The sequence below is a fragment of the Acidimicrobiales bacterium genome (assembly GCA_040219085.1).
Taxonomy (GTDB): domain Bacteria; phylum Actinomycetota; class Acidimicrobiia; order Acidimicrobiales; family JAVJTC01; genus JAVJTC01.
Genome location: JAVJTC010000008.1, coordinates 23,844 through 36,707, shown reverse-complemented (window position 1 = coordinate 36,707; position 12,864 = coordinate 23,844). Strand labels below are relative to the sequence as shown.

Genomic DNA, 12,864 nt, shown 5'->3' with positions numbered 1-12,864 from the left:
GGCCACCGGCCGGCACAGATCACGGAGAGAGAAAGACGGGCGACGCGCGAGCGTCGTCCGACACCAGCGAGAGGGGAAATGGCAAATGAACAAGGATGAGGAAACGGGCCTCTATCTGCCGAACGCGAACATCTCGCGTCGGCGTGCCCTGCGACTCGGCGCGATCGGCGTCGGCGGTCTGACCCTGGGTGGGTCGTTCCTGGCCGCCTGTGGCGACGATGACGACGACACGTCCTCGGGTGGTGGCGGCGACGGCACCGCTTCAGGTGACGACGGCACCGCGTCGGGCGATGGCGGTGGCGGCCTCGAGTCCATCAAGGCCCACTGGGTCTACATCGGCCCCCCCGACGACAACGGCTGGACCCAGGAGCACGACCGTGGCCGCCTGGAGGCACAGGCAGCCCTCGGCGACAAGCTCGAGAGCGCCTTCACCCCCAACATCGGCTTCGATGCGGGTACCACCCAGCTCTTCGAGCAGCTCGCAGCCGACGGTAACGACATCGTCTTCGCCAACACCGAGTACGCGTCGCTGCTCTCCGAGGTCGCCGCGGCGAACCCCGAGACCCGCTTCGTCGAGTGCAACGGCCACGTCTTCACGGACAACCTGTTCGGGTTCTACCTGGCCCATGAGACCACCGCGTACCTGATGGGCGTGGCGGCGGGTCTGCTCGCCCCGAGCGGGCGTATCGGCTACATCGGTGCGTTCCCGACGGCCACCACCTACAACGACGTCAACGGCCTGCTCCTGGGCGCCCGCAGCGTCAACCCGGAAGCGACGGTCGAGACCGTGCTCGTGAGCACCTTCTTCGATCCCCAGCTCGCCGCTCAGGCCGCCAACGCCCTCCTCGACAACGGCGTAGAGTTCCTCTTCGGCGTCATGGACGAGCCGACGTTCCTCCAGCTCGCCGAAGAGGCGGGTGTCTGGACCGGCTACTGGAACCTCGACTTCCGCGAGGCCGCCCCCACGAAGTACACGAGCAACTTCGATCTCTCCGAGTTCGGGCCCTTCTACACCGAGCAGTGCCAGGCCGTCCTCGACGGCACCTGGGCCGCGCCGAGCGAGGTCGTCCTGTTGGACACGCCGCTGGGCGCCTGGGGCCCCGAGGTTCCCCAGGACGTGCAGGACACCGTCGCAGCATCGGCCGCGTCGCTGGCCAGCGGCGAACTCTCGGTCTACGAGGGCCCGCTCGTCGACGCCGCCGGCAACGAGGTTCTGGCCGAGGGCGAGACCATCGACTCGCTCGGTGCCTACGCCGTCGACTTCGCCGTCGAGGGTGTGACCGGCATCTGAGTCGGCTGTGACCGACACCGCCAACCCGGTCGCGATCGAAGCGCGGGGGATCTCCAAGTCCTTTGGAGGGTCCCCCGCGCTGGTCGCGGTCGACTTCGAAGCCACCGTGGGCGAGGTCCACGCCCTGCTCGGAGAGAACGGCGCCGGCAAGACGACGCTGTGCAACATCTTCGCCGGGATCTACAGGTCCGACGACGGCGAGGTTCTCGTCGACGGCGAACGGCACGATTTCAAGAACCCGGCGCAGGCCATCGACGCCGGCGTCGGCATGGTCCACCAGCACTTCCGGCTCGTGGAACCGATGACGGTGGCCGAGAACATCCACCTCGGCTGGCCCGAGACACCACATCTGATCAACCAGCGCGCCCTGGTGCAACGTTCCCGTGAACTGATGGACGAGGTCGGGCTCCACGTCGACCCGACGGCCAAGATCTGGGAACTCTCCGTCGGCGAGCAACAGCGTGTCGAGATCCTGCGGGTCCTGGCACGCGGGGCGCACGTGCTCATCCTCGACGAGCCGACCGCGGTACTGACCTCCGTCGAGGCCCGCGAACTGTTCGCCGTCATGCGGCGCCTCGTCGCCGGCGGGCGGACCGTCATCTTCATCAGCCACAAGCTGCGGGAGGTCCTCGAGGTCTCGGACCGCGTGACGGTGCTCCGCAACGGCATCCACCAGATCACCCGGAGCGCCGAGGGCGCCACGCCTCAGGAACTCGCCCGGCTCATGACCGGCGAAGAGCGGGAGCTGACGATCGAGCACCGTGCGGTCACCGGAGACCCGGTGCTCGTCCTCGAAGACGTCTACGCCTCCAACGACCGCGGTATCCCCGCCCTGCACGGAGTGAACCTCACTGTGCGCAGCGGCGAGGTGATGGGCATCGCCGGCGTGTCCGGCAACGGCCAGACGGTGCTCGCCGAGGTGATCTCGGCGATGCGGCGCGTGGACGACGGCACGATCACCGTTGACGGCAAGCCCGTCCAGAACAAGTCGGTGCGGTGGGTCACGGACCTCGGAATCGGGCACATCCCCGAGGATCGCATCGGCGTGGGCATGGTCTCGTCCGCCCCCGTCAAGGACAACGCCGTGCTCCGCAACTACTGGGGCGACGAGCTGTCCCGGGGCATCACGTTGAACCGTCACGGCGTCATCGAGTTCGCCAAGCGTCTCGTGGAAGCCGGCCGCGTCCAGACACGCTCGGTGTTCGCGACGGCAGGTCAGATGTCAGGCGGCAACCAGCAGCGTCTCGTGGCCAGACGTGAAGCCCTCGTCGCCGACAGGCTGCTCATCGCGGTGCACCCGACGCGCGGCCTCGACGTCCACGCGGCGCACGAGGTCCAGCAGGCGATCGTCGAGCGACGCGACGCCGACTGTGCCGTACTGTTCATCTCCGACGACCTCGACGAGGTCCTGTTGATGAGCGACCGCATCGCTGTGATGTACGAGGGGCGGATCATGGGGGTGTTCGACCGGGCCGACGCGGACCGCGAACGCATCGGCCTGCTGATGGGTGGCCACGCCGACGCCGAGACCCCGACGTGAGCACCTTCAGGCTGGAACGCCGCCTCGAGGCAGACGCACGCCAGGCGGCGCTCACACGCATCGGCGGCGCCGTGGCCGCGATGATCCTGTCCGGACTGCTGTTGTTGTTGACCGGTCGCAACGCGTTCTCCATCTTCTGGGAGGCCCTCGACGCCATCTTCGGGTCCCAGCGGGGAATCGAAGGTGTCGCCCTGCGTGCGATTCCGATCCTCATGACGGCCCTCGCGGTCGCACTGTCACTGCGGATGCGCATCTGGAACATCGGCTCGGACGGCCAGTTCCTCTTCGGCGCGTTCGCGGCTGTCGGCGTGGGGATCCACATGGGCGGGCCCGGCTGGCTCGTGCTCATCGTGATGGCCCTCGCCGCCACCGCAGCCGGCGCCGTGTGGATCCTCGTTCCAGCGTTCGCGCGCGCCTACTGGGACGTCAACGAGATCATCACGACGCTGTTGTTGAACTTCGTGGCGGTCCAACTCGTCGCCTGGGCGTCGCTCGGGTTCTGGCGCGACAGCGAGGCGGCGGTCACCCAGTCGACCGAGGCCGTTCCCTACACGCTGGCGGACCTGCCGGGCACGGACCGGCTGTCGATCGGACTTCTCGTCCCCTTCGTCCTCGCCGGGATCCTCTGGTGGATCTTCCGGTCGACGACGATCGGCTACGAGATCGACACCATCGGCGGCAACCCCCGTGCGGCCGCCTTCGCCGGCATCCGGGTGCGACGCAGGATCCTCCTGGTGATGCTCGCCACCGGCGGGATCGCCGGTCTCGGTGGGATGCTGCAGCTGAGCGCTCCCGGCGCCCAGACGCTCAACTCGGGGTTCTCCGCACAGTTCGGGCTCTCGGGATTCATCGTCGCAGCCCTCGCCGGAGCGGCCTTCATGGGCGTCATCGGCGGCGGTCTGTTCATCGCGTCGATGTTCTACGCGGGGCTCGTCCTGCAGACCAAGGGCCTGTCGGTCTACATCATCTTCGGCATCTACGGCCTCATCCTCACCGGGATCGCGCTGGGTGAGGTCGCCGCCCGCTACCGCCTGGTACGGACCCAAGAGGCGGTTGCTGGCGAGGCGGTGCCGGCATGATCCTCGCGCTGATCGACAACGCCTTCCTCAGCCTCATCGGCACAGCCATCCCTGCGAGCACCGTCGTCGTCCTCGCCGCCACCGGCGCCATGCTCGGCGAACGCGTCGGCGTGCTGAACCTGGGCCAGGAAGGCCTCATCGGCATCGGCGCGGTGTACGCGGTCATCGCCGTACAGACCTGGGGCGTGTCGAGCCCGTGGGTGGCACTGCTCATCGGGATGGTCGCCGCCGCGGTGGCCGGGACGCTCTTCGCCATCGCAGTCGTGTTCTTCCGGGCCAACCAGGTCCTCGTCGGACTCGCGCTCGCTCTCGGCGGTATCGGTCTGTCCAACCAGCTCGGGACGAACCGCAACGGCACGCCGATCACGACCCTGTTCAGGGAGGTCAACCCGGGCGGAGGGCTCGACGACGGAGGCATCCTCGAGGCGTTCCTGCACCACGACCCCGTCGTCTACGTCGCCTACCTCTTCCTGCCGGCGGTCCTGTGGTTCGTCCTCACCCGCACCCGCCACGGCATGAACATGCGTGCCGTCGGCGAGAACCCGGCAGCCGCCGACGCCGTGGGAGTCAGCGTCGTGTGGTCGCGGCTCGGCTACACGATCCTCGGCGCCGCCATCTCGGGCGCCGGTGGCGCCTACATGGTCCTGTCGTTCACCCCGACATGGTCGCCCGACATCGCCCGCGGCCGTGGCTGGGTCGCCCTGGCGGTCGTGATCTTCGCTTCGTGGAAACCGGGGCGCGTCGTGGCCGGTGCCCTGTTGTACGGGACGATGATCTCACTGGGCACCACCGCCCAGGCCCGCGGCTGGAACCTGCCGTTCCTCGGCTCGAGTGACCTCAGCTTCTTCTTGTCGATGCTGCCCTACCTGGTCACCCTGGTGGCCATCCTCATCCCCGCCGGGGCGGCGAAGATAGGTAGACGTGTCAGATCGAACAGAGCCCCCGCCGCGCTCGCAGTCCCGTATTCACGTGAGGAGCGGTGACGGCTCGTCCCGTGTCCCGTTGACCCGCAGACCGTAGGAGGTCGCCATGGCAGATCCCGTCGAGTACCTCCGCCGCATCCCCAAGGTGGAGCTGCACTGCCACCTCGAGGGCAGCGTCCGCGCCGAGACCGCGGTCGAGCTCGCCCGCAGGCACTCGGTGACGCTGCCGACCTACGAGCCGTCCGAGCTGTACGACTTCGACGGCATCGTCGAGTTCCTCGTCGCCTACGTCGCCGTTTCCCGCTCGATCATCGACCGGGAGGACTTCGCCCGGGTCACCTACGAGTCCCTCGAGGACCAGGTCCGCCTCGGCAACCTCCGCTACCGCGAGATGTTCTTCAACCCGACCAACCACTACGCCGACGGCGTCTCCTACGACACCTGTGTCGACGGCGTGATCGACGGCATCCGCGCCGCCGAGACCGACCTCGGGGTTCGCTGCAACCTGATCGTCGCCATCAACAAGTCCGAGCCGCCCGCGGACGCCGTGGCGCTCGTGGAGCAGGTGATCGCCTCTCCCCGTGACGAGATCATCGGGATCGGTCAGGACCACCTCACGCCGGACAACCTCGAGACGCCGCAGCTGTTCGCCGAGGCCTACGAACTCGCGAAGAGGAACGGTTTGAACATCACCGCGCACGCAGGTGAGATCGACGCGTCCACCTCCGCCGACGTCGCCGCCGCGCTGGACCTCGGCTGTCTGCGTGTCGACCACGGCTACCACATCCTCGACGACGAGGCGGTCGTCGCGCGGGCCCGGGACGCTGGAGTGGTCTTCACGGGATGCCTGCATTCGAGCGCCCTGCTGTACGGCTGGGACGACTTCACGGCGCACCCGATCCGCACGATGATCGCGGAGGGGCTCCGGATGACGTTCAACACCGACGACCCGACGATGTTGAACACCGACCTCGGCAAGGAGTACGCCGAAGGCTGCCCGAAGATGGGTCTCACGAACGAGCAGGCCGAGGAGATCGCACTCACCGGGGTGGACGCCAGCTGGCTACCCGACGACGAGAAGGCCGAGATGCGCGAGGAGTTCCTGCGGGAGATGGCCGAGCTGCGTTCAGCACTGCTCTGAAGCGAGGCCAGCCGATGAGCGACGACGCACACGCCCGACGCGAATCGGCCCTCGACGAGTGGTTCCCCGTCGCGACGACCACGTCGACGGCCCGCGGTACCGCCACCCCCTTCGAGCTCCTCGAGGACCGCTGGCTGCTGCTGTGCGATCCCGACGGCGCGGTGTCCGTCGTGAGCGACACCTGCCCTCACCGCGGCGCCCAGCTGTCCCTCGGGAGCTACGAGAACGGCACGGTCGTGTGCCCCTACCACGGCTGGAACTTCGACTCCGACGGGCTGTGCGTCCACCAACCGGCCCACCCCGACCGGACACCACCGGCTGCCACCCGACTCGGCAGCGCCCGGGTCACCGAGCGTTACGGACTGTGGTGGGCCTGTGTGGGATCCACCCCCCGGGATCTGCCCTCGTTCGCCGACCACGACGCCGACCGGGCCATCGTCATCGAAGCGGCCCGGGTCGACTCGTCGGGACCGCGCATCATCGAGAACTTCCTGGACCAGGCGCACTTCCCGTTCGTCCACGCCGGCTACCTCGGGGAGGTCCCCAACACCGAGATCACCCGCTACGACGTGGCCGTAGTCGACGGGGAGCTGCGCCTCAGCGACTGCGACGTCTGGCAACCACGGCCCTGGCCGACGGCCGAGACCGGCGCACCGGTCCGCTACGACTACGTCGTGTCACACCCGTACGCGGCGATGCTGCGGAAGGTTCCCGGCGGCGCTGAAGGCGACGACGGGTTCTCGATCCTGCTCGTTGCGAGCCCGGTCACCGAGACGAGCTGTCGGGTCTTCCGGGTCGTCGTCATGCGCGCCGACGACGTGGACCGGGACCGGCAACAGGCCTTCAACCAGACGATCCTCAGCCAGGACATTCCCGTCGTCGAGAGCCAACGACCCCGTCGACTCCCCCTCGACTCTCGCGCGGAGCTCCACCAACCCGCCGACGCCGGCAGCCTCGCCTACCGCCGTTGGCTCCGCGACCGCGGCGTCACCTACGGGACGATCCCGCCACCTCTCGACCATCCACCCACACCCGACTGACATCGCCCCCGCCCGCGCGGACGACCTTCTCGAAAATCCGGTCCCAGTCGTCGAGTTCCTCGACGATGCCAATGGCGCTGCCCGCGCCGACATCGACCGCGAACGCGTCGAACACCCTGCCCGGTGCCAGCAGACCGGCGTCGACGCCCACCAGATCGGCACCGCCGGCCGTGGCGAGCCAGAAGGCCGTGGTGATGTCGATCCGGGCGCCGGCGACGCCTCGGCGATCGGCCGCGATCTCGGTGTCCACGCCGGACTCGAGGAGACGGGAGACCGTGACGGCATGGGCGCACTGTCGCAACAGCGACGCCTCAGCTCCCCCCGCGAGGTCGGAGCCGAGACCGATCCGCAACCCGGCGTCGAGATTGCGCCGGGCGGGGAAGACGCCGTTGGCGAAGTACGAGTTGGACAACGGGCAGTGCGAGAGCCCCGCCCCGGCACCGGCGATGAGCGCCCGGTCGGGGTCGGTCAGATGCGTCGCGTGGCCCAGGACCGTGTGGTCCGCCATCAGCCCGAAGTTCGCCAACGACTGCGCGTCGGTGCATCCGTGGCGTTCCAGCACGTAGGCGTGCTCCCAGTCGCCCTCCGAGCAGTGGGTCTGGATCCGCACACCGGTCGCCGCGGCGAGCTCGCCCAGACCCTCCAGCAGGGCGTCGGTGCAGGCTGGGATGAACCTGGGGGTGACGATCGGCTGGACGCGGGCGCCCGCACCGAGTGCCCTGATCGCCTCGATCGAACGGTGGCTCGCCGCCACCCCCTGAGCGGCACCGTCGTCGCGGTAGTAGTCGGGCGTCCCCTCCGGGTGGTCCATCGCCACCCGGCCGACGAAGGCACGCTGCCCGTGCTCGACACAGGCCGACGCGAGCGCGACCGTGGCCGGCTCGTGGATCGAGCTGTAGTAGACCGCGGTGGTCGTACCCCGTGACAGCAGCCCCCGCACGAGCGAGCCGTACACACCCGCGGCGAACCGCTCATCGGCGTAGCGGGCCTCGAGGGGGAACGTGTACTCGAACAGCCACCGTTCGAGCGGGAGATCCAGGCCGGTGGCCCGCTGGGGCCACTGCGGCGCGTGGACGTGGGTGTCGATCAAACCCGGCAGCAGGACCGAATCACCGCCCAGCGTCACGTCGCACGGGTCGTCACCGGCCTCCGCCGCGGGCAGGACCGACTCGATCCTCCCGTCGACGACGGTGAGCACGTGATCCTCGAGAACCTCGAGATCCCCGGGTGCCGGTGTCTGCAGAATCGTCGCTCTAACGCGCATCGCCACGTCCTGTCCTGCGGCCGCCGGGTCGGTCCGTCACCGCCGTGGCAGCGTTTCGTCCCAGCGCCCCACGGGAACACCGAGGATATGGCAACCACGATCCGACCCCATGGACACACCACGATCCCCGACACCCGCATCGACGCCACGGCGGGCTACCTGCTCGACCGGGGCCTGCGCCCCCACGAGATCATCGACGCTCTCGTACGCCAACTCGGCGTGAGCGTCGGAGAGGCCTTCGCCGCGACGGACACGGCGCTGCGGGCACACGGCGACACCTACTCGGCTGCCCGCGTCTGACCGCCTCTCACCGGCGGGTGACCGAACCGGCCGTCAGGACCCACCCGGGCGCGGCATGCTTGTGTCATGTCAGCACTCCCCGTCCCGCCCGAGCGGGGCATCTTCTGCAACCGCACACTGAACCTCCGGTCGATCCAGGCGATCGGCTACGACATGGACTACACGCTGGTCCACTACCGCACCGAGGAGTGGGAGCGTGAGGCGTTCGAACACGCCGCTCGCAATCTCGCGGACCGCGGCGTGCCCACCGAGGAACTGCGCTTCGACCCCGGGGCCACGATCCAGGGGCTCGCCTTCGACCTCGAGCTGGGCAATCTCGTCAAGGCCTCCCGGTTCGGCTACGTCGTGCGCGCCCAGCACGGCACCCGCCTGCTCGGCTTCGGCGAGACCCGCGACGCCTATCAGGGCACGTTCGTGGACCTCTCCGAGGACCGCTTCGAGTTCACCAACACGCTCTTCTCGCTGTCCCAGGAATCGCTGTTCGCCCAACTGGTGGACCTCCTCGACGAGGGCCGGCTGCACGCATCGATGGGCTACCAGGCCGTGTTCGAGCTGGTCACGTGGGCGCTCGACGAGTCCCACACGAAAGGCGACCTGAAGGCCCGGATCCTCGCCGACCCCGACCGGTTCATCGAACGGGACCCCGACCTGCCACCGGCCCTGGCCGACCAGCGCGCCGCCGGGAAGAAGCTCCTGCTCATCACGAACTCCGAGTGGCCCTACACCCGCGCCGTCATGTCCTACGCGTTCGATCCGCTCATGGCCGACGGCCAGACGTGGCGTGACCTCTTCGACGTCGTCATCTGCTCGGCGGCGAAGCCCCACTTCTTCAGCCTCCCCTCCCCCGCCTACTGCATCGAGGACGAAGACGAGTACCTCCTGCGGCCCCACGTCGGCCCCTTCACGATGGGGTGCGCCTATGTCGGCGGAAACGCGATGGCAGTCGAGTCCACGCTGGGGGTCGCCGGCGGCGAACTGCTGTACGTGGGCGACCATCTCTTCGGCGACGTCCACGTCTCCAAGGCGACGCTGCGGTGGCGTACAGCGCTGATCCTGCGCGAGATCGAAGCCGAGATCGCCGCCGCTTCAGCGTTCCGTGAGGACGAGGCACGACTCGAAGAGCTCATGACCCGCAAGGCCGGACTCGAAGCCGAACTCGCCCGGACGAGGCTCGAACGCGCCCATCAGGAACAGGACGACCGCAGCGACGGCGACACGGGTGGACGCATCGAGACGCTCAACCGCGAGCTCGCCGACCTCGACACGGAGATCGGTCCCCTCGCCCATGCCGCATCCACCCAGATGAACGAGACGTGGGGACCCCTGCTGCGGGCCGGCATCGACAAGAGTCTCTTCGCCCGCCAGGTGGAGCGCCACGCCGACGTGTACACGTCGCGTGTGTCGAACTTCGGACCAGTGACGCCCTACGGATATCTGCGGGCGCCGCGGTCCAACCTTCCCCACGACGCCATCGTGCGGTCGATGTCGGTCCCCCTCGACGACACGGTGACCTATGACCGGACCGGTCACGACGACGACTGAGTGATATCGAAGGGTCGGTGTCGGTGACGACCCCTACGATCGGTCCCGTGCCCGATCCCGCAACCGACCCCCTCTTCGTGGATCTCTACGAGCTGACGATGGTCGACGCGTTCCGCCACGAGTCCATGGCCGACACGCCGTCGACGTTCAGTCTCTTCGTCCGCGACCTCCCACCCGGACGTGGCTACCTCGTCGCTGCGGGGCTCGACGACGTCCTGCGGTGGCTCGAGGAGTTCTGTTTCGACGATGCGGCCATCGCCCGACTGGCGAGCTTGGACGTGGTGTCCGCCGACTTCTGCGACTGGTTGCGGGGGCTGCGCTTCACGGGCCGGTTGCGCGCCGTCCCGGAGGGAACGATCATCGGCGCGTCGGAGCCGATCCTCGAGATCGACGCGCCGCTGGCGGAAGCGCAGCTCGCCGAGACCTTCCTGTTGAACCAGATCACCCTCCAGTCCAACCTGGCGACCAAGGCCGCCCGCTGCCTGTACGCGGCGGACGGGCGTGCGGTGATCGACTTCGCACTGCGCCGCACGCAGGGAACCGATGCCGGCATGAAGCTCGCACGTGTGGCGGCGATCGTCGGCCTCAGCGCCACGTCCAACGTCGCGGGAGCGCAACGGTACGGGATCGCCGCCTCGGGGACGATGGCCCACTCGTTCATCCAGGCCCACCCCGATGAGCTCGGGGCCTTCATCAGCTTCGGTCGCACGTTCGCCGACAGCACCGTCCTGCTGGTCGACACGTACGACACCACGCGGGGAGTGGCCCGGGCAATCGACGCGGCCCGCACGCTGCGGGCCGAGGGAATCGAGATCCGCGGGATCCGACTCGACTCCGGCGATCTCGCGGCACAGTCCGCGGCGGCACGGTCAGAACTGGACGCCGCGGGGTTCGATGACGTCGCGATCTTCGTCTCCGGCGGCCTCGACGAGTTCTCCCTCAGCGAGCTCGTCGGCTCGGGCGCACCGATCGACGGATTCGGCGTCGGGACCAGCCTCGGCGTGGCGCGGGACGCTCCGGCCCTCGAATCGGTCTACAAGCTCGTCGAGGTGGGCGGCCGACCGGTTCGCAAGAAGTCCACCGGCAAGGCCACCTGGCCGGGAGCGAAGCAGGTATTCCGGCGCGCCGACCACCTTCACGACGTGCTCGCCCTCGCCCACGAGACACCACCGCCGGGCCACAGTCCCCTCCTGGACGTCGTGATGGACGGCGGGGTCCGCACGGATGCCGGCCGGGCGGATCTCGCCGACGCGCGGGAGCGGTTCATGACCGACTGGGCGCTGCTGCCCGAGACCGCCAGGGACCTCCGGAGTCCGGTGCCGACAGCCGTGGAACCATCCGGAGCGCTGCTCGAATCCACGGCGCGGATAGACGCGGAACTGGCCGACTGAGGCTGGTTTCGGCCAACCACACCGACTGAGCCTTCGCGTACGGCAGAATGGGAGGCCCAGATGGACCTCGCACAAGATCTACCGCTCATCATCTTGTTCTTCGTGCTGTTCGGCCTCGCGCAGGTCATCGCCGCGGCGGAGACCGCCATCCTGCGCGTCCCGATCGTTCGAATCCAGGTCGAAGCCGAGACCGATCGACGCGCACAGCGCCTACTCGCCATAGCCGAGGACCTTCCGCGGGTCCTCAACACCGTGCTGCTCGTCGCGCTGCTCACCCAGATCGGCGCCGCCACCGTGACCGGGGTGCTGGCCGAGAGATGGTTCGGCGGCATCGGTGTCACGCTCGCCTCGGTGGTGTTGAGCTTCGTGCTCTTCGTCTACTCGGAGGCCATCCCGAAGACCCTCGCCGTGCGTCACCCGTATCCGGTGGCCCGGGCCCTCACCCGGCTCATCGTCGCCGTGACTGTGATCTTCCGTCCCCTCGTCGGCATCCTCGTGTGGTTCGCCGACCTGCAGGCGCCCGGCAAGGGGATCCAGACCAGTTCGGGCGTGACCGAGGAGGAACTGCGTCGCCTCGCCGCCGACGCGGCTTCGGAGGGACGGATCGACCTTTCGGACATGGAACTGCTCGAGCGGTCGTTCGAGTTCGGCGACGCCACCGTGGAGGACATCCTGGTCCCGCGCAACCGCGTGGTCGCCGTGGATACCGAGACCACCGCCCGCGACGCCCTGGACCTCGCCATCCGCACGGACCACCGGCGCCTGCCCGTCTACGCCTCGACGATCGACGACGTCATCGGCATGGTGCGCCTGAGGGACCTCGCCAAGGCCATCGCCGATGAGGACGACGTCACCGCTGGCGACCTGGCCAGGCCGGTGCTCGTCGTGCCCGAGTCGATGCGCCTCGTGGATCTCCTCCGGGCGATGAAGTCGACGCGTCGTCGCCTGGCGGTGGCCGTCGAGGAACATGGCGGGACAGCGGGCATCGTCACCCTCGACGACGTAGTGGACGAACTCGTCGGCGATGACGAGGACTTCGAGATGTACGGATCGGCGGTCCGCCAGACCGGACCCGACCGGTGGACCATCGAGGCGGACCTCGACGTCGACGACGTCGAGCGTGCGCTGGGTATCGAACTACCCGAAGGCGACTGGCGGACCATCGGGGGTCTCGTCATCGCCACCGCCGGGACACTTCCCGAGATCGGGGAGACGGTCGAGGTCGACGGCACCGGATTCCGGATCGTCGCGCGGAGCCGTCAGCGACTCCACCGCCTCGAGGTCTCGCCGACCGCAGCCGACGAGGAGAGTTCCTGAGCTACGGCCGACGACGCTGAGGGGAAACCCCGGGCG

The 12,864-nt window shown here is 68.7% G+C and carries 11 protein-coding genes; 10 read left to right on the top strand and 1 reads right to left on the bottom strand.

From position 1 onward, the window contains the following. The first annotated feature begins 85 nt into the window (after positions 1-85). From RIE08_03515 to RIE08_03490, 6 genes are read left to right on the top strand one after another with little or no spacing between them, the layout of a single operon-like run. Complete coding sequence (locus RIE08_03515) at positions 86-1,291, top strand: BMP family ABC transporter substrate-binding protein (protein MEQ8716655.1); 1,206 nt, start codon at positions 86-88, stop codon at positions 1,289-1,291. A gap of 7 nt (positions 1,292-1,298) precedes the next feature. After that, complete coding sequence (locus RIE08_03510; protein ID MEQ8716654.1) at positions 1,299-2,831, top strand: ABC transporter ATP-binding protein; 1,533 nt, start codon at positions 1,299-1,301, stop codon at positions 2,829-2,831. Continuing rightward, positions 2,828-3,910, top strand: a complete 1,083-nt coding sequence (locus tag RIE08_03505; protein MEQ8716653.1) for an ABC transporter permease — start codon at positions 2,828-2,830, stop codon at positions 3,908-3,910. Before RIE08_03510 ends, RIE08_03505 begins: the two co-directional genes overlap by 4 nt. Then, positions 3,907-4,893, top strand: coding sequence for an ABC transporter permease (locus tag RIE08_03500; protein MEQ8716652.1), 987 nt, complete (start codon positions 3,907-3,909; stop codon positions 4,891-4,893). The genes RIE08_03505 and RIE08_03500 overlap by 4 nt, the downstream gene beginning before the upstream one ends. A gap of 46 nt (positions 4,894-4,939) precedes the next feature. Next, the gene (gene add / locus RIE08_03495) at positions 4,940-5,974 is read left to right on the top strand and encodes an adenosine deaminase (protein MEQ8716651.1); all 1,035 of its coding nucleotides are present in this window, start codon (positions 4,940-4,942) and stop codon (positions 5,972-5,974) included. Positions 5,975-5,988: 14 nt separating this feature from the next. Next, positions 5,989-7,014, top strand: a complete 1,026-nt coding sequence (locus RIE08_03490) for an aromatic ring-hydroxylating dioxygenase subunit alpha (protein MEQ8716650.1) — start codon at positions 5,989-5,991, stop codon at positions 7,012-7,014. Here the strand turns inward: RIE08_03490 and RIE08_03485 are convergent. Then, entirely contained in the window at positions 6,962-8,278 is a 1,317-nt protein-coding gene (locus RIE08_03485) for an amidohydrolase family protein (GenBank protein ID MEQ8716649.1), read from the bottom strand. The genes RIE08_03490 and RIE08_03485 overlap by 53 nt on opposite strands. A gap of 87 nt (positions 8,279-8,365) precedes the next feature. On the opposite strand from RIE08_03485, the gene RIE08_03480 reads away from it, so the two are divergent. The 4 genes from RIE08_03480 to RIE08_03465 all read left to right on the top strand — a co-directional run bounded on the left by RIE08_03480 (position 8,366) and on the right by RIE08_03465 (position 12,828). Continuing rightward, positions 8,366-8,578 (top strand): hypothetical protein, encoded by a 213-nt coding sequence (locus RIE08_03480; protein MEQ8716648.1) that lies wholly within the window; start codon positions 8,366-8,368, stop codon positions 8,576-8,578. A gap of 66 nt (positions 8,579-8,644) precedes the next feature. Further along, complete coding sequence (locus tag RIE08_03475) at positions 8,645-10,120, top strand: HAD-IG family 5'-nucleotidase (GenBank protein MEQ8716647.1); 1,476 nt, start codon at positions 8,645-8,647, stop codon at positions 10,118-10,120. 47 nt (positions 10,121-10,167) lie between these two features. Then, a complete protein-coding gene (locus RIE08_03470) occupies positions 10,168-11,511 on the top strand; it encodes a nicotinate phosphoribosyltransferase (GenBank protein MEQ8716646.1) in 1,344 nt (447 codons plus the stop codon). A 60-nt stretch (positions 11,512-11,571) separates the two neighbouring features. Then, complete coding sequence (locus tag RIE08_03465) at positions 11,572-12,828, top strand: hemolysin family protein (GenBank protein ID MEQ8716645.1); 1,257 nt, start codon at positions 11,572-11,574, stop codon at positions 12,826-12,828. Positions 12,829-12,864: the final 36 nt, after the last annotated feature.

Excerpts from the sequence above, each read along its gene's own strand:
- RIE08_03515 (MEQ8716655.1), top strand. The coding sequence starts at position 86 with ATGAACAAGGATGAGGAAACGGGCCTCTATCTGCCGAACGCGAACATC.
- RIE08_03500 (MEQ8716652.1), top strand. The coding sequence starts at position 3,907 with ATGATCCTCGCGCTGATCGACAACGCCTTCCTCAGCCTCATCGGCACA.
- add (MEQ8716651.1), top strand. The coding sequence starts at position 4,940 with ATGGCAGATCCCGTCGAGTACCTCCGCCGCATCCCCAAGGTGGAGCTG.
- RIE08_03490 (MEQ8716650.1), top strand. The coding sequence starts at position 5,989 with ATGAGCGACGACGCACACGCCCGACGCGAATCGGCCCTCGACGAGTGG.
- RIE08_03485 (MEQ8716649.1), bottom strand. The coding sequence starts at position 8,278 with ATGCGCGTTAGAGCGACGATTCTGCAGACACCGGCACCCGGGGATCTC.
- RIE08_03480 (MEQ8716648.1), top strand. The coding sequence starts at position 8,366 with ATGGCAACCACGATCCGACCCCATGGACACACCACGATCCCCGACACC.
- RIE08_03475 (MEQ8716647.1), top strand. The coding sequence starts at position 8,645 with ATGTCAGCACTCCCCGTCCCGCCCGAGCGGGGCATCTTCTGCAACCGC.
- RIE08_03465 (MEQ8716645.1), top strand. The coding sequence starts at position 11,572 with ATGGACCTCGCACAAGATCTACCGCTCATCATCTTGTTCTTCGTGCTG.